The sequence below is a fragment of the Arsukibacterium sp. genome (assembly GCF_041616895.1).
Classification (GTDB): domain Bacteria; phylum Pseudomonadota; class Gammaproteobacteria; order Enterobacterales; family Alteromonadaceae; genus Alishewanella.
The window spans coordinates 12,903-34,115 of sequence record NZ_JBFJPY010000027.1 but is presented as its reverse complement, the minus strand read 5'-3'; the positions used below and the strand labels follow the sequence as shown (position 1 = coordinate 34,115).

General features: G+C 50.6%; 24 protein-coding genes. 2 read left to right on the top strand and 22 right to left on the bottom strand.

Annotated features, from left to right (window positions below):
• From ccmI to ccmA, 9 genes are all read right to left on the bottom strand, one after another.
• A partial coding sequence (gene ccmI, locus ABY802_RS06830; RefSeq protein ID WP_372626279.1) for a c-type cytochrome biogenesis protein CcmI occupies positions 1-717 on the bottom strand: 717 nt, incomplete at its 3' end.
• A complete protein-coding gene (locus ABY802_RS06825; RefSeq protein WP_372626282.1) occupies positions 714-1,208 on the bottom strand; it encodes a cytochrome c-type biogenesis protein CcmH in 495 nt (164 codons plus the stop codon). The genes ccmI and ABY802_RS06825, both read right to left, overlap by 4 nt.
• Entirely contained in the window at positions 1,208-1,792 is a 585-nt protein-coding gene (locus ABY802_RS06820; protein ID WP_372626278.1) for a redoxin family protein, read from the bottom strand. Before ABY802_RS06820 ends, ABY802_RS06825 begins: the two co-directional genes overlap by 1 nt.
• Positions 1,785-3,764, bottom strand: a complete 1,980-nt coding sequence (locus ABY802_RS06815; RefSeq protein WP_372626277.1) for a heme lyase CcmF/NrfE family subunit — start codon at positions 3,762-3,764, stop codon at positions 1,785-1,787. The genes ABY802_RS06820 and ABY802_RS06815 overlap by 8 nt, the downstream gene beginning before the upstream one ends.
• An 11-nt stretch (positions 3,765-3,775) precedes the next feature.
• Positions 3,776-4,306, bottom strand: coding sequence for a cytochrome c maturation protein CcmE (ccmE, locus tag ABY802_RS06810; protein WP_372626276.1), 531 nt, complete (start codon positions 4,304-4,306; stop codon positions 3,776-3,778).
• The gene (gene ccmD / locus ABY802_RS06805; RefSeq protein WP_372626275.1) at positions 4,306-4,506 is read right to left on the bottom strand and encodes a heme exporter protein CcmD; all 201 of its coding nucleotides are present in this window, start codon (positions 4,504-4,506) and stop codon (positions 4,306-4,308) included. The genes ccmE and ccmD overlap by 1 nt, the downstream gene beginning before the upstream one ends.
• Positions 4,507-4,508: 2 nt before the next feature.
• The gene (gene ccmC / locus ABY802_RS06800) at positions 4,509-5,243 is read right to left on the bottom strand and encodes a heme ABC transporter permease CcmC (protein WP_372626274.1); all 735 of its coding nucleotides are present in this window, start codon (positions 5,241-5,243) and stop codon (positions 4,509-4,511) included.
• 1 nt (position 5,244) lies between these two features.
• The gene (gene ccmB, locus ABY802_RS06795) at positions 5,245-5,907 is read right to left on the bottom strand and encodes a heme exporter protein CcmB (RefSeq protein ID WP_372626273.1); all 663 of its coding nucleotides are present in this window, start codon (positions 5,905-5,907) and stop codon (positions 5,245-5,247) included.
• A complete protein-coding gene (ccmA, locus tag ABY802_RS06790; RefSeq protein WP_372626272.1) occupies positions 5,901-6,596 on the bottom strand; it encodes a cytochrome c biogenesis heme-transporting ATPase CcmA in 696 nt (231 codons plus the stop codon). Before ccmA ends, ccmB begins: the two co-directional genes overlap by 7 nt.
• 103 nt (positions 6,597-6,699) lie before the next feature.
• Here ccmA and ABY802_RS06785 point away from each other — a divergent pair, with 103 nt between their 5' ends.
• Together ABY802_RS06785 and ABY802_RS06780 are read left to right on the top strand one after the other, a co-directional pair.
• Positions 6,700-8,811, top strand: coding sequence for a flagellar hook-length control protein FliK (locus tag ABY802_RS06785; RefSeq protein ID WP_372626271.1), 2,112 nt, complete (start codon positions 6,700-6,702; stop codon positions 8,809-8,811).
• Between the two features lie 12 nt (positions 8,812-8,823).
• Complete coding sequence (locus tag ABY802_RS06780; protein WP_372626270.1) at positions 8,824-9,147, top strand: EscU/YscU/HrcU family type III secretion system export apparatus switch protein; 324 nt, start codon at positions 8,824-8,826, stop codon at positions 9,145-9,147.
• A 72-nt stretch (positions 9,148-9,219) separates the two neighbouring features.
• Here ABY802_RS06780 and ABY802_RS06775 read toward each other — a convergent pair whose 3' ends face one another.
• Genes ABY802_RS06775 through flhF form a run of 13 tightly spaced genes read right to left on the bottom strand, consistent with a single transcriptional unit; the run spans position 9,220 to position 21,212 of the window.
• Complete coding sequence (locus tag ABY802_RS06775; protein ID WP_372626269.1) at positions 9,220-9,666, bottom strand: DUF2802 domain-containing protein; 447 nt, start codon at positions 9,664-9,666, stop codon at positions 9,220-9,222.
• A gap of 14 nt (positions 9,667-9,680) precedes the next feature.
• Positions 9,681-10,175 (bottom strand): chemotaxis protein CheW, encoded by a 495-nt coding sequence (locus tag ABY802_RS06770; protein WP_290617473.1) that lies wholly within the window; start codon positions 10,173-10,175, stop codon positions 9,681-9,683.
• A 29-nt stretch (positions 10,176-10,204) separates the two neighbouring features.
• Positions 10,205-11,023 carry a chemotaxis protein CheW gene (locus ABY802_RS06765; RefSeq protein ID WP_372626268.1) on the bottom strand — a complete coding sequence of 273 codons (819 nt, stop codon included), beginning with the start codon at positions 11,021-11,023 and terminating at the stop codon, positions 10,205-10,207.
• Complete coding sequence (locus ABY802_RS06760) at positions 11,023-11,802, bottom strand: ParA family protein (protein ID WP_372626267.1); 780 nt, start codon at positions 11,800-11,802, stop codon at positions 11,023-11,025. Before ABY802_RS06760 ends, ABY802_RS06765 begins: the two co-directional genes overlap by 1 nt.
• Before the next feature lie 2 nt (positions 11,803-11,804).
• The gene (locus tag ABY802_RS06755; protein WP_372626265.1) at positions 11,805-12,770 is read right to left on the bottom strand and encodes a flagellar motor protein MotB; all 966 of its coding nucleotides are present in this window, start codon (positions 12,768-12,770) and stop codon (positions 11,805-11,807) included.
• 5 nt (positions 12,771-12,775) lie between these two features.
• A complete protein-coding gene (locus ABY802_RS06750; protein WP_372626264.1) occupies positions 12,776-13,519 on the bottom strand; it encodes a flagellar motor protein in 744 nt (247 codons plus the stop codon).
• The gene (locus tag ABY802_RS06745) at positions 13,512-14,681 is read right to left on the bottom strand and encodes a chemotaxis response regulator protein-glutamate methylesterase (RefSeq protein WP_372626263.1); all 1,170 of its coding nucleotides are present in this window, start codon (positions 14,679-14,681) and stop codon (positions 13,512-13,514) included. The genes ABY802_RS06750 and ABY802_RS06745 overlap by 8 nt, the downstream gene beginning before the upstream one ends.
• Positions 14,682-14,692: 11 nt before the next feature.
• Positions 14,693-16,939, bottom strand: coding sequence for a chemotaxis protein CheA (locus tag ABY802_RS06740; RefSeq protein WP_372626262.1), 2,247 nt, complete (start codon positions 16,937-16,939; stop codon positions 14,693-14,695).
• Between the two features lie 15 nt (positions 16,940-16,954).
• The gene (locus tag ABY802_RS06735; protein ID WP_372626261.1) at positions 16,955-17,713 is read right to left on the bottom strand and encodes a protein phosphatase CheZ; all 759 of its coding nucleotides are present in this window, start codon (positions 17,711-17,713) and stop codon (positions 16,955-16,957) included.
• 25 nt (positions 17,714-17,738) lie between these two features.
• Positions 17,739-18,122 carry a chemotaxis response regulator CheY gene (gene cheY / locus ABY802_RS06730; RefSeq protein WP_046554797.1) on the bottom strand — a complete coding sequence of 128 codons (384 nt, stop codon included), beginning with the start codon at positions 18,120-18,122 and terminating at the stop codon, positions 17,739-17,741.
• Positions 18,123-18,170: 48 nt separating this feature from the next.
• On the bottom strand, positions 18,171-18,851 hold the full coding sequence (locus ABY802_RS06725) for an RNA polymerase sigma factor FliA (RefSeq protein ID WP_372626281.1): 681 nt from the start codon (positions 18,849-18,851) through the stop codon (positions 18,171-18,173).
• Between the two features lie 35 nt (positions 18,852-18,886).
• Positions 18,887-19,717, bottom strand: a complete 831-nt coding sequence (locus tag ABY802_RS06720; protein ID WP_372626280.1) for a MinD/ParA family protein — start codon at positions 19,715-19,717, stop codon at positions 18,887-18,889.
• Between the two features lie 40 nt (positions 19,718-19,757).
• Positions 19,758-21,212 carry a flagellar biosynthesis protein FlhF gene (gene flhF, locus ABY802_RS06715; RefSeq protein ID WP_372626260.1) on the bottom strand — a complete coding sequence of 485 codons (1,455 nt, stop codon included), beginning with the start codon at positions 21,210-21,212 and terminating at the stop codon, positions 19,758-19,760.
• Between the last annotated feature and the right edge of the window lies 1 nt (position 21,213).

The window sequence follows — 21,213 nt, the reverse complement described above, 5'->3', positions numbered from 1 at the left end:
TAACGACATAGCATCGAGGTTGTCGGGCTCGGTTAATAATACCCTGGCCACCGCGCGCCCGGCCCGGCCGAGGTTTTCATCGCCACCGACCACGATTAATGCCTGGGAGTAATTTAACAACAGCGGTATCCGATTCGGGCTAAGCGCCAGTGATTTTTCAAATGCTTCGATAGCATCTTCCATTAAGCCCTGTGACATCCAGATCCGGCCAAGTAACATCCAGGCTACCGCATCATCGCCATCCACTGCCAGCTTAGTGCGCAGTGCCAGCGCAAACAGGCGGGTTTCATGCTCAGATAATGGCTCACCCTGGCCCAGCAGCGCCCGCTCACCATAACTTGCCAGTTCGGTTTTGGCTAGCTGCCAGTCAGCCAGTTGCTGATAATGACCATTAAACCGATAGGTTAATGCCACCACCACAAACACCAGCGCGACCAGCGCCAGATGCCATAACAATTGATGTTTCGGCTGGCGAAAATTAATGGTTTGCTGCTGTTGCTGATTAAACTGCTGTTTTAATTCTGCCGCGGCGCTGACAAAGTCCTGCTCGGCCAGCTCACCACTGTCTCGGGCCAGCGCCAGCAGTTGCAGACGCTCTTCAAATAACTGCAGCGGCGTTTGGTTGTTGGCTGCACTGGCTTTACGGGGCCAACTGATAATAATGACGCAAAGCGCCAGCATAAGCAGGGCAACCAATAGCAGAGGCCATAACGTCATTTCTTACTCCGGTATTGTTCAATTAATTGATCCAGCTCAGCATCCAGTTTGGCCGACCCGCTTTGCCCAGATGCTGCCTCTGCTGCGGCGTCTGTTGAAAATTCATCAGCCTGCTGACGGCGGCGTTTTAACTGCAGCGCAACCAGAGCAAGCAGCATAAGCAAGGGTGCTAGCCACAATAACAGGGTATAGCGATTTAACGGTGGCTGATAATGGACGAAATTGCCGTAACGGTTGATCATATAATCTAATACGTCGTCGCGATTACCGCCCTGCTTAATCATATCGTAGGTTTTCTGGCGCATGTCGACAGAGACAACCGCATTGGAGTCGGCAATATTCTGATTTTGACACTGCGGGCAACGTAGCTCAGCGGTAAGCTGTTGATAAAGCTGTCGTTGCGTTTCGTTTTCAAACTGCAACGCTTCTTCGGTTGCATAAGCCGGCATAGCAAACAATAAGATGGTGAGGAACCGCAGCAGCATTTTCATCACTCGGTGCCATCCTGTTGCCGCCATTTCTGATAAAGCGGCGCCAGTTTATTACGCCATACCTGCGGATTAATATCGCCAATGTGATGCTCGCGCACAATGCCGTTGCTATCGACAATAAAGGTTTCAGGCGCACCGCTTACGCCTAAATCCAGCGATAAACTGCGATCTGCATCCAGTATATTAAACTGATAAGGGTTACCACGCTGCTGCAATTTGTTGCTGACATCGGCCTGTAACAAGGCTAAATCAAAACTCTCGCCCAGCAGTGGGTCGACCGGTAATACGTAATATAAGCCAATAATTTTAACGCCCTGTTGCTTCAGCTCTGTCATATAACTGAGCTCGGCGTTACAGGTAGGGCACCAGGTGCCCCAGACATTCAGTAAAAACGTTTCACCATGCAGTTGCTCTGGCTGCCAGCGCTTCGCTGGCTGCATTAAATCAGGCAGGCTGAATGCGGGCAGCGGTTTGTTGGTGGTAACCGACTCACGCTCCATCGGGTTTGAAAACAGGCCACTGAGTAAAAATAGCGCCAGGGTCAGAAACAACACCAATGGTACATAAAACATAAGTTTACGCATTAGCAGCCTCCGAATTATTCGCGGCAGTAAGCTTGCTGCTACCACGGCGATAACGCTTATCGAGCAGTGCCACCAGCGCACCCAGCGCCATCAGCAAGCCACCTAGCCAAATCCAGCGGACGAAAGGTTTAACGTAAAGTCGCAGGGCCCAGGCATCGCCCGGCAGCGCCTCGCCCAATGACACATACAGATCACGGCTTAATCTGGCATGCACTGCCGACTCCGTCATCACGGTGCGCTGGATCTGATAGAAACGTTTCTCGGCATGCAACTGACTGATCAGTTGGCCTTTACTATTATGCACGGCAATTTCTGCCGCTTCGCCGCCAAAGTTTGCGCCCTGTAACGGGTATACGTCCAGCAAGGTAAACTGGTAACCGGCCAGACTGATGCTGTCATTAATTTGCATCCGGACATCGCGCTCGACGCTGTAGGTTTTAGTCATGGCAACCCCCACCACCAGCACGGCGAAACCGATATGGGCGATGGTCATGCCGTAGTGGCTGGCGTGCAACTTAAACGCACCCTTGCTAACCGAACCAAACTGGCTGAGCCGCTGGTATAATTCGTACAATGCTGATAACCCGACCCAGGCGCCTAACAGCAACCCCAGCAGGGCTAAATTTGCCTGGATACTTTGCATTGCAGCCAGGGTACCGAGGGCCAACGTCAGACTGGCAAGCGCAATTAAGCTAAAAGGCCCAAGCAACGGCTTCACCGGCTGCTGTTTCCAGCGTACCCAAGGCCCGAGGCCAAGCAATAACGCAAACGGGATAGTCAGATAGTAAAACATCTGGTTAAAAAACGGTTCGCCAATCGAAATGGTGCCCAGCCCCAACTCTTTATGAAACAGCGGAAATAAGGTACCTAAAAACACCACTAAAGTGGCGGTTAGTAAAAAGACATTATTGCCCCACAGCATTACTTCGCGCGAAAACAGCTGATAGCGCGCCTGACTGCGTACCGAGTTCATCCGGCTGGCATATAACGCCAGCGAGCCACCAATCACCAGCAGCAAGAACACCAGTAAGAATATACCCCGATCAGGATCGGCGGCAAACGAGTGCACCGATACCAGCACTCCGGAGCGGACTAAAAATGCCCCAACCAGACTTAATGAGAACGCCCCTAATGCCAGCAATACCGTCCATGACTTGAAGGTACCGCGCTTTTCCGTCACCGCCAGGCTGTGTAATAACGCTGTGCCTACCAGCCATGGCAGGAAGGAGGCATTTTCAACCGGATCCCAGAACCACCAGCCGCCCCAGCCCAGCTCATGGTAGGCCCACCAGCTGCCAAACATAATACCTAAGGTTAAAAACAACCAGGCTGCCAGCGTCCAGGGCCTGGCCCAGCGTGCCCAGGTACTGTCAAATTTACCGCCAATCAGCGCGGCAATAGCAAAAGCAAATGACACCGCAAAGCCAACATAGCCCATATACAACAGCGGCGGATGGATAATCATGCCAAAATCCTGCAACAGCGGATTTAAATCCATTCCCTCTACCGGATAAAACGGCAAGCTGCGGGCAAACGGGTTAGACATAAACAATGAAAACGCAATAAAACCAATATTGATAAGGCCCAGCACACCCAGGATCCGGCCCTGCATTAACAGGGGTAAGCCTTTGGAAAATATTGCCACCAACGCGGTCCAGCCCGACAACATTAAGATCCACAGCAGCATTGAACCTTCGTGGGAACCAAAACTAGCGGTTATCTGATAATACCAGGGCAAAATTGAACTGGAATTGGTCGCGACATTAATCACGGTAAAATCGCTGGTTAAGAACGCATGAACCAGCGCCAGTTTTGCCAGCAAACAAAAAATAAACAAACCAATCGCCAACGGTTTGGCCTGCAGCAATGCCCGTTGGTTACCACTAAAACTGCCATACAGTGGCACAATGGCCAGTAGTATTGATAATGCCAGAGCAAAGGTCAGTGCCAACTGGCCATATTCAGCTATCATCGCCCTGCCCCTTAATACGTTGGTTTATCTGCTGGTTTGCCGTAGCCATTCTCTGCGCTGCTATCACCCGTGGCAAAATTTGCCTGCGAGGGTGGCACGTGGCGGATCCCTTTCATGGCTTCGGCAACTTCTGCCGGCATATATTCTTCGTCATGCTTGGCCAGTACTTCCGTTGCCGCGATAAGATCCGGTGCCTGCAGGGTGCCTTGCGCGACAATACCCTGCCCTTCGCGAAACAGATCAGGCAAAATGCCTTCATACTCTACCCAGACCGTTGGCCCGGTATCGACCAGCTGAAAACGGACTTTTAAACTTTGTGGATCGCGTGACACCGTGCCGGGTACCACCATGCCACCGATACGCAGGCGCTGTCCGACTATCGGTTTTACTTTATCTTTACCCAGCCCTTCCACCAACTGGGTGGGGGTGTAAAACAAGTCAATATTTTGCTGCAAAGCAAACAGCATAGCACCAACCGCCCCGGTGATTAGACTGATGATGAGTAAAATCGAAAACAGGCGTTTTTTACGTCTTGGCTGCATTAGATTTGTTGCTCCTGATACTGCTTAATTCGTTGTTCGCGGGCAATCGTTGCTTTTAACTGCTGCTTAAACTGGTGTTGCTGGTACATACTGATGGTAATTAACCCCGCCAGCAGCAAATAGGTGATACCAAACGACAACCAGACAAAAAAGCCATAGCCCCCCATAGCCCAAAACTCACTGAAAGACTGAAAATGCATATTTAGCCTCCTACCAGCTTTCTGACCCAGGGCCGGTGCTGTTCGTTCATTAATATGGCAGTGCGCAGCCTTAAACAGGTTAACGCCAATAGTAATACGGCAAAAGCCAGAATACTGATTAATAACGGCCACAACATACTGGGGTCAATGGATGGTTTGGCGAACTTTGTAATACTGGCGCCCTGATGCAAGGTGTTCCACCATTCTACGGAAAAATGAATAATGGGTAAGTTGATCACCCCGATTAATGCGAGCAAGCTGGATACCTTAGCCCCCACTTGGCGGTCACTGAAGGCGCCATTTAACGCGATCACACCTAAGTATAAAAATAACAAAATAAGTTCCGATGTCAGGCGGGCATCCCATACCCACCAGGCGCCCCACATCGGTTTGCCCCAGGCCATACCAGTCGCCAGCGCAATGACGGTATACACAGCGCCAATTGGCGCGATGGCCAGTACGGCCCAATGGGCCACTTTAATTTGCCAGACCAGTGCTACAAACGCCGCACTGGCCATGGCCGCGTAAGCGCCCATTGACATAATGGCTGATGGCACATGAATATGAATGATCCGGTAACTGTCGCCTTGTTGATAATCAGCCGGAGTAAATGCCAAACCCCAGATATTGCCCAACAGCAGCAGTGCCAGCGCACTGACCATCAGGTAAGGCAGCAGTTTGCCGCAAAAATGATACAGCGTTTCACTTTTAGCGTACGGATCTAACCACTTAAACATATCAACTCACATTAATTCGCAATGCACTGGTCACAGCCATTGGTACCAGCGCTAACGCCAATAATAACATGGCAAGTAAAATGGCCAATTGCCCCTGATACCCCAGCCCGATACTGGCGGCCTCTATGGCGCTACTGGCAAAAATTAATAGCGGAATATACAGTGGCAAAATCAGTAGCGCCAGTAAAATACCGCCTTTATCGGCAGCCATGGTGAGGGCCGAGCCGAGCACACTTAGTAAACTCAGCAACGGGGTACCGAGCAACAAGGTTAATGCCATTGCGCTCAGTGCCGCCTGCTCCAGCCCCAGCAACAAGGCAACCACCGGTGACAACAACAGCAACGGCAGCCCGGTACTGAGCCAGTTGGCAAAGGTTTTGGCCAGCACAAACGCCAGCAGGCTGTGCCGCCCTGCCACTAATTGCTCGATAACGCCGTTGCGGTAATCATCTTTAAACAGCCGCTCTGCAGCCAGTAGCACACTAAGCAACGCGGCAATCCAGATAACCCCCGGAGCAATAATACGTAACATATTGGGCTCTGGCCCAACCCCTAATGGAAACAGACTGAGCACAATAATAAAAAACAGGATGGGATTCAGCCAGTCGGCTTTTTGCCGGGCCAGTAAACGCAGTTCACGCTGTAAAAAAACCATGCTTACCATCGGTAGGTCAGCTCCAGCTGAATTAAAGACTGAAATTGCAACGTAAGCTGTTGATGCGTCGTTAAGATAATGGCACCACCCTTATTCAGATGTTCCAGCATATGCTGTTGCAGCAGGCGAATCGCACCTTGGTCCAGTGCAGTAAAAGGCTCATCGAGGATCCAGATTAACGCTGGTGTTAACCACAACCGGGCCAGGGATACCCGCCGCTGCTGCCCGGCAGATAACATACGGCACGGTATATCCTCCAGGCCCGCTAAACCTAGTTTGGCCAGTAGCGCCCAATCATCAGCCGGTTGCAAAGTGGCCGCAGCCCGCCAGAAACGCAAATTTTCTAAGGCCGTTAATTGCTCATGAACACCGCTCTGATGGCCGATATAACATAAGTTGGCGCAATAGGCTGGCAAGCTTTCTGCTAATGGCTTAGCCTGATAATACAATTGACCATCGTCGGGCTGTGCCAGACCCGCTAATATACGTAACAAAGAACTTTTGCCAGCGCCATTTTTGCCTTGTATTTGCAGCAACTGGCCGTAACTAAGCTGAAGCGACAATTGCTCAAATAACACCCGGTCTTGCCGGATGCAACTTAACTGCTGGCCTTGTAACACCGGCCCGGCATTTTTTGTGACAACGGATGCGGCATCTGTTGCTGCAGTGCTGGCAAATAGTGGCTGATTTAAGTTCACTGACCCTGGTATCGACGGCTGTTAAAATTGCGCGCATAGTAGCATACCGCAGCGGGAATACGAATCAGAACTACTGCTGGCAACGTGATTAATCAGGGGAAATATGAACCAGATCAATCTGGAAAAATTATTGCAGAGTCCGCCATCAAGCGCCTCATCTAAAACCGGGGCAAACAGCGCTGAGCTAAAACTATTGGTTGGCGAGCTTTACACCGCCAGACTGCAAATGCTGTCGGGCACCAACCAGCTGCAGCTGCAAACGCCTCAGGGCCAGCTAAAAGTTGCGATACCTGCACAGCTCGCTCAGCAAATCAGTCAGCAATTTGGCCCGCAGTTACAGATAAAGTTAAGCCCAGTTAGCAATAATCAACTTAGCCTTACCGTGCAGACGATGCCGCCACCGGCCAGCAGTATTGGTCTGACTACCGCCCAACTGCAGCCGGTTATCAGTCAATGGCTTAGTCAGCAGTTGCCAACACTGCAGATAAAGCCCGATAGTAATGTTAGCCTGACTAATCATCATGCCCGGGCTGGCATTAGCGCTGGCAGCAACCTGGCCGCGCAGGCCAGCCCTCAGAATACTCAGAACTCGCAGCAGGCTCAGGTTAATCTGCCGTCTAACATGGCCGTTAGCCAGTCAGTTCAAGCGCAAGCAGCCAGCCAGCCGGTTACCTTGCCAATGCAACTTGATTTGAAAACCGGTCAGTTACAATTGACCGGCACCACCGCTGCCAGTCCGGTATTGCTTACCTTAACCAGCAAGGAGCTCGCCGCGTTTAACCGGCTTGTGCAGGCTAACAATACAGCGTCGGCACCGCCTCCCTTAACAAGCGCAGGACGCCAGAGTGTCGTGCTGACAATAACCACAAGCCAGAGTACTCAGCTGCAATTGTCGCTGCAACCTGCTGCAGCAGCCGGTGCAGTCGCCCCCAGCCCGACAGGCGTCGAACCGCTTTCTTTAAGCCCGGCATCGGCACAGCAGCTGTTACGTGCTCTGATAAGTCAGTTGCCACCGATTGAGCAACGTATTACGCCTGATGCGACGAAAATTCGTATCGGCCAGCTGAATATTACAATACCGCCTCAACTGTCGGCTACACTGGCCAGTATGGCTAACATCGGGGCAAACCCGACATCAGCCAGCACACCGCTAAACCCCGCTAATAATCTGGTGCCACTATTGCTGCAATTGCAGGCCCCGCAGAATAAAAACGGGCAATGGCAATTATTACTACAAGCCAGCGGACCAAGCAGCACCGTCACGGTGAATCAAAACCAGGCCGATCGGCCGATAAACTGGCAGGCTAACTCAGCTAACGTTCAGGCGGGCTCATCGCAACCGCCGCTGAAAAACACCGTACAGACAACCCCTGTCATGCAACAACTAATACAGCTACCGCCAGAAGTAAAAACTCAGGCCTGGCGTAATTTACTGCCGCTGTTGTCTCAACCGTTGTTGCAGCCCAATAGCATGCCAAATCTGCCAGCGGCGCTGCAACAATTGTTCAGCCAGATCCAGCAAAGCCTGCCTGAGATCAGCAAACCGATAGCGCCGCCGGCTATTGCCGCCCAGCTTGCTGCCGCACTGCAGTTTCAGCCATTACAAAGCCAGCCAAATCTGCAAACCAGCGGCGGCACGCTGGCACTGGCCATTCAATTGCTGTTGGGTCATTTAAGCCAGAAACAACAAACACCGGCCGCCAACGCGCCGGCAAACCGCTTAAGCCAGCTGGTATCGCAACTGGATGGGGCGCAGGCTGGCAGCGCGCTGCGTCAGTTGGCCAGCTTAAGCAGCCCGTTGCAGCAAAGTCAGCTGGCCACAGTGGATGCACAAAGTCAGCTGCAGCAATGGCTATTGCAGTTGCCTTTGCAGCAGCAAGGCCAGACCATATTGCCGCAGTTGCAGATAGAACAACGGGATGCCGAAGGTAAAAATGGCAGCGAAGGCCGGAAACAGTGGCAACTGACCATGAAATTTGACTTGCAGCAATACGGTAAACTTTTAGCGGTAGCGAAACTGCAGGACTGCGAGTTACAACTGCAGTTTTATACTGACCATAATCAGGCGTTACGATTGGCCCAGAAATTTCTGCCGCTGCTAAAAGATCGCTGCGCAGCGCAGGGGTTAACCGTCACCAAAGCCGACTGTCAGCTGGGGAAAATCCCTGAAAGCTTGCTGCCCAGGCACAACAGCCTGTTAACGGTAAAAGTATAAGGATAACAACAGATGGCCAACGACGATAAGCAAAGCAATAAGCCCCAGCGCAGTGCCACCGCATTAAAGTATGATGGTAAATCGGCACCGACAATCGTGGCCAAGGGACATGGCGAACTGGCAGAGGATATTATTGCCCTGGCCAAAGAGCATGGTGTGCTTATTCATCAGGACGATGAGTTAAATCGGCTGCTCAGTCAGCTTGAGCTGGGCGATAATATTCCGAAAGAGCTGTATGTGGTGATTGCCGAGCTGATTGCATTTTCTTACGTGCTGCAAGGCAAATTTCCGGATCAATGGCAGAATATCCACCAGCGGATTGATTTAAAAACCTAAAAAGGGTCAGAGTGAATAAACTAGTAGTAAAAAAAGGGTCAGAGTGAATTCTTTATTCACTCTGACCCTTTTTTACGATTTGGCTTGGTGCAGGTTAAATAACAGCTCAGCCTCGGCGCGCGGTAATTCACATTCGCGCATAATTTCTTCTAGATCGGCGCCTAATTGTACCATTTTCATGGCCCGGGTATAAATTTTGCTCTCAGGATCGGTCAATGACAACGCTTGTTGTTGTTCGGCCAGCTCGGTATAAGCGCCATGCAACTGGCTGAGCTGGTTTTCAAGCGTCAATACCCGCTGGTCTAGCGTTAATACCCGTTGCCCTACCCCGATAATACCAGCACGAAGCTCTTCGGTCTCGTTCTGAGCGGATGTCAGTTGTTGGTTATTCAATTCAAGCTGTTTTTCTAACACCGCCAACTGCTGACGATTGACATGGCGTTGGCGCAACAGTTGCCAGAATAACAGCAGTACCAGCAACCCGGTAACAATAGCCTGGCCCAGCATCCATGGGTTCATCGCCAGTTCTCCGCTTACAGACTATTAATTTCTTCCCACTCTTCATCATTGAGGAGTTTGTTTAAATCAACCAGGATCAGCAACTCGCCTTCACGATTTGATACTCCCTGGATAAAACGGGCGCTTTCATCAGTACCAACATTTGGCGCAGTGTCCACCTCGGATTGTTTCAGGTATACCACCTCAGCCACGCTGTCGACCAGAATACCAATAACCTGACGCTCGGCTTCAATAATCACAATGCGGCTGTTATCGGTGACATCGCCGGCCTCCAGACCAAATCTGGCACGGGTATCAATTACCGTCACCACATTGCCCCGCAGGTTAATAATGCCCATCACATAGCCGGGTGCACCGGGTACAGGCGCAATTTCGGTATAGCGCAGTACTTCCTGTACCTGCATAACATTGATACCGTACGTTTCTTCCTGCAACCGGAACGTTACCCACTGGAACACCAGATCGGTACTTTCTTTTTTGCCGGTTGTCTTTGCCTGGTTATTGCTCATATACCGCTCCTGTAAATTGTACTGCCCGCTCAGGCGTTGATGTCCTGACCACGATTAAGTAAGTTAATCATAGCGTCCACATCAACTAAAGCACACATATGCTTTTTAATTAATCCTGCCATCCAGGGTCTTTTGCCATCCGTTTCCCGCCATTTTACCTCGTCTTGCTCCAGACTAAAGGTATTTATCAGCGTTTCACATGCCAGCCCCCAGTTGCTGGTACCCAGCATAATAACATACTGATAGTTTAGCTTTTGCTGCATAACCTGATCATATTTTTCTGGCATAACCCAGCGGGCACTGTCCACCACGCTGATCTTTTGCTGCCGGTAAAGCATAACGCCTTTGAACCAGGCTGGCTTGCCGAATAAACTGTTTGTTTCAGTTAGTTGATGAATTCCACCAAGTTCGGTAAGGGGTACTGCCAGTTTTAGCCCCGCGACATTAAAAAATAATGCCTGAAACCGACCTTGCCGGTAAGATTTGCTGACGGTATCCGGGATAACCGCTGGCGGCACTTCTTTTGCCACTGCCAGTCGCTCAGCAATGGGTATGTCACGATTGTGTACCGGCACACTTACATCAGCAGCGGGGACATCAGCAACAGGACTAACCCGGTTAGCCACTGCTGGTTTTTCTGCCGTAGGGGTAATGACGGCTGCTACCTTTGACTCAGGCACAACCGGTTTGGCCTCAACCTTGGCGACCGGACTGGCCTGCGCCAACAAGCGGTTTAGCTCCCGGGTTTTAGCATCTTCTACCAGGCTGGTTTCAGTGGCGCCGTCGTCAGTTAATAACGCAGATAAATAATGCTGCATTACCTTCTGGCTGGCGATTAAGCTACTCATTACGCCTCCGGTGCCAACTGCAATAAATAGGTTAGCAAGGTATTGTAGGCAAATACCCCCCGGGAAGTCGGCGCAAATACGTTTGGTGGCGTTTGGGCGACACTGGCATCCCGGAATTTGGTATCTACCGGTACGACTGCCGACCAGACTTTATCCTGATAACTGGCTTTTAATTCTTTGTAGGCTTCAAGCGATGCCCGGGTTCTTTTATCATACATGGTAGGAATAATGGTAAACGCATAATCTCTGTTTTGCGAGCTACGCATTAGGGCCATGGTAGCGATCATCCGCTCCAGCCCCTTTAGTGCCAGAAACTCTGTTTGCACCGGAATTAAAATCCGGTTACAGGCGGCAATCGCATTAACCATTAACACCCCCATTACCGGAGGACAATCCAGCAGCACGTAATCATATTCTGCTTTCACTTTTTGTAATGCTTTTTTTAAAATTAGCCCCATACCACCTTTATTGCCAAGCGAGCGGTCAAGGGTGGCCAATGCCATTGAGGAAGGCAGAATATCCAGATTGCTAACGCCACTTGGGCACAGAGATTGTAAAATTTCTTCGCGGGTGATGTCTTTGCCGCGAATAAAAATATCGTAAACACTGTTTTCCAGCTCTTCAGCATCGATACCGAAATAGTAGGTCAGTGAGGCATGCGGATCGGTGTCCACCAGCAGCACCCGTTTACCGCGCTCTGCCAATAAACCGCCTAAGGTAACAGTTGTTGTGGTTTTACCAACACCACCTTTCTGATTTGCTACTGTCCAAATTACCACGTTCAGGGTTCCTGTTGTTCCGGCAGTGCATCTGGATTGTCCTGACGGGTGGTGATTCTAACCCCACCACCTGGCAACGCAATTACCCTGATACTGCCATCATCCTGGGTAACTTGCAGCAGTTGCTGTTGCAACTCTGCGCTTTGTTGCTGCTGTTCCAGCTCATCTGGCAGATAGCCATAGCGTGATACTGCAATGACCACTTTGCGGTTTTCTGCCCGTCCTTCGGCGGTTTCATTGCTGCTGTCAGCATAGTATTGGCCGTAACCCTCTATGGCCATCCGGTGTGAGGGCGTCCCCAGCGTTTCCAGCACCCGCAGCACTGAGGTTGCCCGGGCTACCGACAATTCCCAGTTTGATGAAAACAGCTCGTTATTAATAGGCTGGTCGTCGGTGTAACCGCGGATCCGGATAAAATTATTTATCGGATTAATAATGGTGGTAATTTCATTTAGCAAGGTACGTGCTGAATTGGTCGCGGTGGCGCTACCACTGGCAAATAACAAGCCGCTGTTTAATTCAATAATCAGCCAGTTCTCATCCTGGCGGATATCGACCACTCCCTGCTCGATAAGATTCGCCAGCGCCTGATTAAGCTCTTGCTCAAGCGACACCAGCGGGCTGCCTAAAAATTGTTGCCGCACGTCAGACAATGTACTGGCATCAGCAACCAACTCAGGCCCTGCTGCCGGTTCTAGTGAGCTGCCATAACGGCTGAAATCGCTTTGCGGTCCGGGCTGCGGTAACACACTACTGCCGCTGACGCCGCTGCCTGTTTTTGCAGGGCGCTCGAAGACGTTAGTCAGGGTATCTGCCAAGGCGCTGAATTCTTCGTCTTTAACCACAGACATGGCATACAATACCACAAACAACGCAAACATCAGGGTCATGTAGTCGGCGTAAGACACTAACCACCGGTCAAGTTGCTCCGGTTCATCATGCTGATGTTGCTGCTTATGCCGGTACATAATCGTTAGCTCAGCCGGTACGCTGCGAGCTTACGCTCGATATTGCGCGGATTCTCGCCCTGCGCTATCGATACCAAGCCTTCTACAATAAGCTCGTGATACAGGGTATGCTGATATACCAGACTTTTAAGCTTATTGCCCACCGGAATAAAAATAAGGTTAGCAAAGCCCACGCCATAAATCGTTGCGACAAACGCCGTGGCTACACCCATCCCTAGCAATTTAGGTTCGGAAATATTAGCCATAGCCTGAATTAAGCCAAGTACTGCGCCGACAATCCCAATGGTTGGGCTATACCCGCCCATCGCTTCAAAAATACGGGCCCCTCGCAGTAAACGTTCGCGCTCCAGGGTAAGCTCGGCATCCAGCGTATCCTGCAATACTTTTGCTTCAACACCATCAACCAGTAAATTTAAACCACGGTGTAAAAAAGGATCGCTTTCTTCCAGTGCTGCCGACTCCAATGATAAAAAACCATTGGTTCTGGCTGAACTACCCCAGTTTACGATGCGTTCTACCGCATTTTGCATCGGTAAACTTTCTGGTCTGAGTACCCAGGGTAACATGCTCAGGCCGAGCCGGAATTGTGGCAACGGAGTTTGCAGCATGACTGCGCCAACTGTGCCTCCCACCACGATAATAAATGCGGGTAAATGCAGCAAGGTGCTAAGGGCGCCGCCCTCCAGCATAAAACCACCTGCTACCGCCAGTACCGCCAGTATAAAACCACTGATTGCCAGTTTATCCATGTTTCACTTCCGTTATCAGCCGGCCAGCCACCTCGTTTAAACTGACTTCGAGGTCCATCAGTCCCGCCGCTGCAATTGCCTGAGGCATTCCATACACCACACAACTTGCCTCGTCCTGAGCCCATACGCGGGAGCCCGCCTGTTTCAGCATTCTGGCCCCTTCCCTGCCATCGGCGCCCATACCGGTTAACACCACGGCAAGCACCTTATCCTGGAATACCCTGGCAGCCGTGGCAAAAGTCACATCGACGCTGGGTTTAAAAGTGATCCGGGGCGAGTCATCTTCTTTAATGCGCAAACGGGCCTGATTGTCGTTGCCTTCAACCAGCATTTGTTTACCACCCGGCGCGAGATAGGCCACACCAGGGCGCAGAATATCGTTGTCAGCCGCTTCTTTAATTTCAATTTTTGCCAGGGTATTTAAGCGCTGCGCAAAGGCACCGGTGAACGCCGCTGGCATATGCTGAATTAAAATAATAGGAAGCGGAAAATCAGCAGGTAAATTGGTCAGAATTCGTTGCAGGGCTACCGGACCACCGGTTGAGGTACCGATAGCTACCAGCTTATAACTCTGACCACTGGCTTTAAAATTGGCATTGCGTACTGTGCTACCCAGCCGCTCACTAAGCTGTGGCCGGCCTAATGCGGCGCGGGTAAGCCCGCCAGCGGCAGGGGTTACCGGCCTGGTGCTGACCGCAGTACTGTCGGTGCTGCTACTTCCCGAGGTAAGCGCAGAGCTACTGAATGTACTGCGCCCCAGTGGCCTTTTGCGAGCCACTGCTTTTACTCTGTCACGCAGCACATTGCCCGCTTCTTCTTTATCGCGGGCAATATCTTCAAACTTTTTCGGTAGAAAATCGACTGCACCCGCTTCAAGCGCATCAAAGGTGGCTTTGGCACCTTCATGTGTCAGTGATGAAAACATCAGAATGGGGATACGCTGGCTTTGTAATATTTCCCGCACCGCACTAATGCCGTCCAGCACCGGCATTTCGATATCCATGGTAATAACGTCAGGTTTTAATGCCAGCGCTTTGGTGACAGCCTCACGACCGTCACTAGCAGTGTCAATTACTTCAAGCTGTGGATCTGAATCCAGAATTTCCGTTAACCGACGCCGGAAAAAACTGGAGTCATCTACAATCAGCACCCTGATCGTCATGCGGCACTCTCTTAAGCGTTCAGCTTATTAAATCGATCAAATTTAATTTTGGATTTCTTCGCATAATGTTTCAGTAAGTTTGGTACATCCAAAATCAGCGCTATGCCACCATCAGAGGTAATTGTGGCGCCTGCCATACCCGGTGTACCCTGCAACAACGCATCGAGCGGCTTAATCACCACTTCTTCCTGGCCGATTAACGAATCGACCACAAAACCAACCTGCTGAGTACCAATTTGTACTATTACTACATGCCCCTGCTCACGCCGTAGCTGTTTGTTCGAGCCCTTAACCAGCCAGTGCTCGAGGTAAAACAGCGGCAGCGCTTTATTACGGACCACGATAGTCAGCTGACCATCGACGATATTGGTCTTGGCCAGATTAAGATGAAATATTTCGTTGACGCCTGCTAACGGTAACGCGAAGGTTTGTTTACCCACCATAACCATCAGGGTTGGCAGAATAGCTAAGGTTAACGGTACTTTAATTTCAAGCAGAGTACCTTCACCCAATTTTGAGTTGATCTGGACGGTACCGTTCAGCTGGTTAATTTTGGTTTTAACCACGTCCATGCCGACACCACGACCGGAGATATCTGAAATTTGTTCCTTCGTTGAAAAGCCAGGTGCAAAAATCAGATTAAAGGCATCGTTATCAGACATACGGGCGGCAGCATCCGTGTCCAGGATGCCGCGTTTTATCGCAATCCCTTTCAGTTTTTCCGGGTCCATGCCGGCGCCATCATCCTGAATGGTAAGCAAGATATGATCACCAGCCTGGGTAGCAGCCAGTTTCACCAGACCAACTTTCGGTTTACCTGCTTTTAAGCGGACATCGGGCATTTCAATGCCATGGTCGACCGAATTTCTTACTAAGTGCACCAGCGGATCTGCCAGCGCCTCCACCAGGTTTTTATCTAAATCGGTTTCTTCACCTTCCAGTACCAGGTTAATGTCTTTTTGCAGTGACCGGGCTAAATCGCGAACGACTCGCGGGAACCGGCCAAATACTTTTTTAATGGGCTGCATCCGGGTTTTCATTACCGCGCCCTGAATATCAGCCGTTACCACATCAAGATTAGAAATGGCCTTAGTCATTTCTTCGTCTTGGGTACTGGTAGACAAACTGACCAGGCGGTTACGCACCAGTACCAGTTCCCCAACCATATTCATGATCTGATCAAGCCGCTTGGTATCTACCCGCACCGTTGTCTCAGCGGCAGGCGCTGCATTAGCCGCTGCCGCTTTATCCGCCGCAGCTGGTGTAGCTGGTGCAGCAGGCGAACTTGCTGCTGCCGGAGCTTTGGCTGCAGGTGCTGGTGCAGCTGACGCTGCTGGCTTGGCCGCTGCAGTTGGCGCCGGTTTGCGCTCTGGCGCAGCTGGTGGCTCTACCGGTGCATTACCTTTGCCATGCAACTGATCGAGCAGGGCCTCAAATTCATCATCACTTATTTCGTCGTCACCGGCCGGCGTTGCGGCAGCACTTTTGCCAGCACCACTGCCTGCTGCCGGCTTACTGGCGGCGGGTTGTTTAGCAGCAGGGGTAGCTGGCGCGGCAGTGCCTGCAGCTTTATTAGTGTCGGGTACAAATGAGCCTTTACCATGAAGCTGATCCAGGATAGCTTCAAACTCGTCGTCGGTAATATCGCTGCTCTCGGATGCAGGCTGGCTTTGTGGTGTTGCAGCAGGTGACGCATCGGCACGGCCAGGCGCACTCTTACCATGCAGCTCATCGAGCATTCTTTCAAACTCAGCTTCACTGATATCATCAATATCGCCATCAGTGACCGTCTCATCATGCTGCGCTTCAGCCACGACAGATGCTTCTGGTTCGGCAACGCTGACAACCGGGGGCGCTTCACCCGCTTTTTCAGGCTCGCTGTAGTGGTGCAATGCATCAAGCACGGCTGGGTTTGCCGGGGTAAGAGGCTGACGTGCCTGCACCTCTACAAACATGGCATTAATTGCATCCAGGGTTTGCAAAATAACGTCCATAAGTTCAGGCGTTACCCGCCGCTTGCCCGTACGCAAAATATCGAATACGTTTTCAGCGCCGTGACAGGCGTCGACCAGTTCGGTCAGCGACAAAAATCCGGCACCGCCTTTTACCGTGTGAAAACCACGAAAAATGGCATTTAGCAGATTCGCATCATCCGGATTATTCTCCAGTTCAACCAACTGCTCCTGCAACAACTCCAAAATCTCGCCGGCTTCGACCAGAAAGTCTTGTAAAATGTCTTCATCCATATCAAAGCTCATGCGCAGACACCTCTGTTAGAAACCCAAACTGGACAATAAATCATCAACGTCATCCTGACCAGAAACCACATCATCCCGCTCGGCTGCATCGATAATCGGCCCTTCAGCCTCATGCGCTGCTTTGGCTTTTGCCTTGGCCGGTTTGGCTTTGATTTCTGACTGTTCGGGGTTAGTTTGACCAAAGGCCGTTAACAAACCAATCAGGCTTTCCTCTACCTCACGCACCAACTCAATCACCCGGCGCAAAATCTGGCCGGTTAAATCTTGATAATCCTGCGCCATCAGTACATCCGTCAGCAACGCATTCAGGGTTGCTGAATCAGTTGTAGCCTGCTGCATGAAACCATCGACGCCATGACACAGCTGTTTAAACTCAGGCAGCTGAATTTGCCGCTGCATCAATCGCTGCCACTGCGGTTGCAACTGATTAAGTTGCTGGGTGATTTGATCGGCGATGGGTAAGCAAGACTCAACCGCATCCATGGTTTTATTGGCCGCTTGTTCCGTCATATCAATGACATGATTCAGGCGCTTTTTCGCGTCAGGAATATCTTCTGCAAGCAAATTATTCAGCGAAGGGTCAATATGAAAGTTTTTCAGTGAGTCATGCAGTTGCCGGGTGAGTTTACCCACTTCAGCAAATAATTCTGAAGAACCAGGTACCGTGATGGATTGCACCAGCTTATTCGCCAGTTGCTGTTCGCCCATTTCCAGTAACTGAACCAGCTCTTTTGCTTGCTCAAGCGTAATATCAGTAGCCGTAGTGTCAGACATAGTGTCACTCCTTGTCAGTTACGGCTTAACCTAAACGCTCAAAAACTTTTGCCAGTTTCTCTTGCAGGGTGGCGGCAGTAAAAGGTTTAACAATATAGCCATTAACCCCAGCCTGTGCGGCGGCGATAATCTGCTCTTTCTTAGCCTCGGCGGTTACCATCAGCACTGGAATATGCTTCAGTTTCGCATCGGCCCGGATTGCTCTGAGCAAATCGATACCTTGCATTCCGGGCATGTTCCAGTCAGTTACCACAAAATCGAATTCGCCGTTTTGCAACATAGGAAGTGCCGTGCTGCCATCATCTGCCTCTGAGACATTAGTAAAGCCTAAGTCACGTAACAGGTTTTTAATAATGCGCCTCATGGTTGAAAAGTCATCAACCACAAGAATTTTCATATTTTTATCCAATGTCCCCTCCGACGAGATAATACGCCTGGTATCTCAACTGCTTTAATTTTACACCCAAGCCTGCATTCTGGCTTTTAACCGCACCAGTGCCTGGCTATGGATCTGACTTATCCTGGACTCGCTGACATCCAGCACTGCCCCAATTTCTTTTAAATTTAGTTCTTCGTTGTAATACAGTGAGAGTACCAGAGCTTCGCGCTCCGGCAAACTGCTAATAGTTGAAACCAACGCTTTATTAAATGCTTCATTAGCCTGCTGCTCGTATAAAAGATCGCCATCGCTATCTTCAGCAGTAACCAGCACATCTTCTGACACCCCGAGGTCTTCAATGCCAATAATTCGACCTGTGCTGACATCGGTTAACATATGATGGTACTCATCGAGAGATATATCAAGTTTTTCAGCAACTTCAAAGTCTTTTATATCACGGCCAAATTCTGCTTCGAGTTCTGCAATGGTATCGGCTATCAGGCGGGCGTTGCGGTGCACTGAACGGGGAGTCCAGTCGCCACGGCGCATTTCATCTAACATGGCACCACGAATACGGATACCGGCGAAGGTTTCAAAACTGGCCCCTTTACTGCCATCGAAGTTTTTTGCCGCTTCAATCAGGCCAATCATCCCAGACTGAATTAAGTCGTCAACCAGCACACTGGCCGGTAACCGGGCCATTAAGTGATAAGCGATACGTTTTACCAGTGGCGCATGTCGTTCAACCAGCTGCTGCATCTGGTCAACTCCACCATATGCGGCAAGCTTACTGTTCACATGACCCCCTGATCAGCTTGCGGCTGCAGTAACTGTTCCAGAAAAAATTCAAGATGACCGGAGGCGTTGGCCGGTACCGGCCATTTAATCGCCTTTAGTGCCAGACCTTTAACCGCCATGCTGGCCGGACTTTTTGGAAAGACATCAATAAAGGCTTTTTGCTTGCGGGCTGCTTTACGAACATTCTCATCATAGGGAATGGTGGCAACCAGCTCGAGGTTAACATCTAAAAAGCGATCGGTTACCCGACTGAGTTTAGCAAACAGCTCCTGGCCCTCTTTTAGATTGCGGACCATATTGGCAACAATTTTAAACTTTTCCACCCCGTGATCCCGACTTAATATTTTCATCAGGGCATAAGCATCGGTAATTGAGCTTGGCTCATCGCAGACCACGACCACGACATCCTGAGAAGCGCGGGAAAAGCTGAGCACCATATCAGAGATACCGGCGGCAGTATCCACCATTAACACGTCTACTGGGGTTCTTAGCTCACTGAATGCTCTGATCAGGCCGGCATGCTCTACCGGTGACAGCTCAGTCATATTTTGCGAGCCAGAGGTGGCAGGCACAATTTTAATCCCAAAAGGGCCATCAATAATGACATCGTCCAGTTCACATTCACCGGATAACACATGTGACAGGTTTTTTTCGACCCGCAGCCCCAGCATAACATCGCAGTTTGCCAGGCCGAGATCGGCGTCCAGCACCAATACTTTTTTGCCCAGCTGGGCCATGGCCATCGCCAGGTTAAGACTGACGTTAGTTTTACCCACGCCGCCTTTACCACCGGTTATTGAAATTACTTTTACCATCTGCTTATTCATTCTTCTCAGGCCGTTGGCTTGATCGTCAATTAATTCGTGACTATGCATAGGCTGTTTCCGCTTTGGACACCTCATCCTGATACCACTGATGTCCGGTACTGCTATGGGTCAGGCGCAATATTTCAGCACGTTGTACTAAATCGGCTGCATCAGCTACCACTAAATCTTCGGGTACCCGCTGGCCATTGGTTAAATAGCTAACTGGTAATGCGTTCTGAATGGCCACGTTGATAACTTCTCCCAAACTTAAGCATTCATCAAGTTTGGTAAAAATACAACCCGCCAGGGAAATCCGTTTGAACTGCGCCACCGTCTCCTGCATTACTCTAGCCTGCGCTGTGGCAGACAATACCAGATAACTTTTTATTTTGACACGTGAATTATGCACTAAACTGGCAAGTTTTTCAGCCAGCCTGACGTCGCGCTGGCTCATGCCAGCCGTATCGATCAAAATAAGTTTGCGCTGTGCCATTTGATTTAGCAATAAGGCCAGCTCATCGCTGTCCTTAGCCTGCTTTACCGGGCAACCAATAATGCGGCCGTAAGTAGCCAGTTGTTCGAATGCCCCAATCCGGTATGAGTCGGTAGTGATTAATGCAACCTGATCGGCACCGTGGCGCTTGGCAAAGCCTGCTGCCAGCTTGGCTACCGTGGTTGTTTTGCCAACACCGGTAGGTCCAACTAATGCAATAATGCCACCGCGACGCAGGATATCATCATTGGTGGTACTTAGTTGACCACTTAGTAATTCCATTGCGGTGTCCCAGGCTTCGCTGGCGCCGATATCTTCTGGCATAAAACACGCCAGCTGATCTGCAACCTGCTCCGATAACCCTAATTGTTGTAAATGTTCAATCACCAGGGCTCGCACGGGCTCGCGCCGGGCTAAGTCCTGCCACATCAGGCCAGAAACCTGATGCTGTAATAATTGACGCATTGACAGCATTTCGTTGCGCATAGCCTCAAACTGGGTTGCCATTGACTGTGCTTGTTGCTGCTGTTGTTTGGTCAGCTCCTGCCATTGACTGGCGGCAACCCCCGTTGTGGTGCCAGAACTTTGACGCTCAAATGCAGCCGCCGCAGTTACCGCAGGTTGCACCGGTGCCGACGCGCGCTTGTTGTTTTGCGTGGCTGGCTCCCGACCTTGCTGTTTTATCATTTGCCGGGCCAATAGCTCACGTAGCGAATCAGCCGGCGCATCGGCTTGCTCAGACTTGACGTTATTGCCGGCAGGCATGCTGTCGCTGTCATCAACCCGGGCACTGAAACGTGGTTCATGCCGTGGCTTCTGACCTACGCTTGCGGCGGTCTGCGCGGCAGCAGGCGCCGTTTTTTGCGTTGTAGCGATCTGGCTTTCCGGGTCAATTGCCGCGACAATTTCCACCCCTTCAGCTACTTTTTTGTTAGATAAAATTATCGCATCAGGTCCGAGGAACTCTTTGACTTCCGTTAAAGCGGTACGCATATCTTTAGCGACAAAGCGTTTTATTTTCATG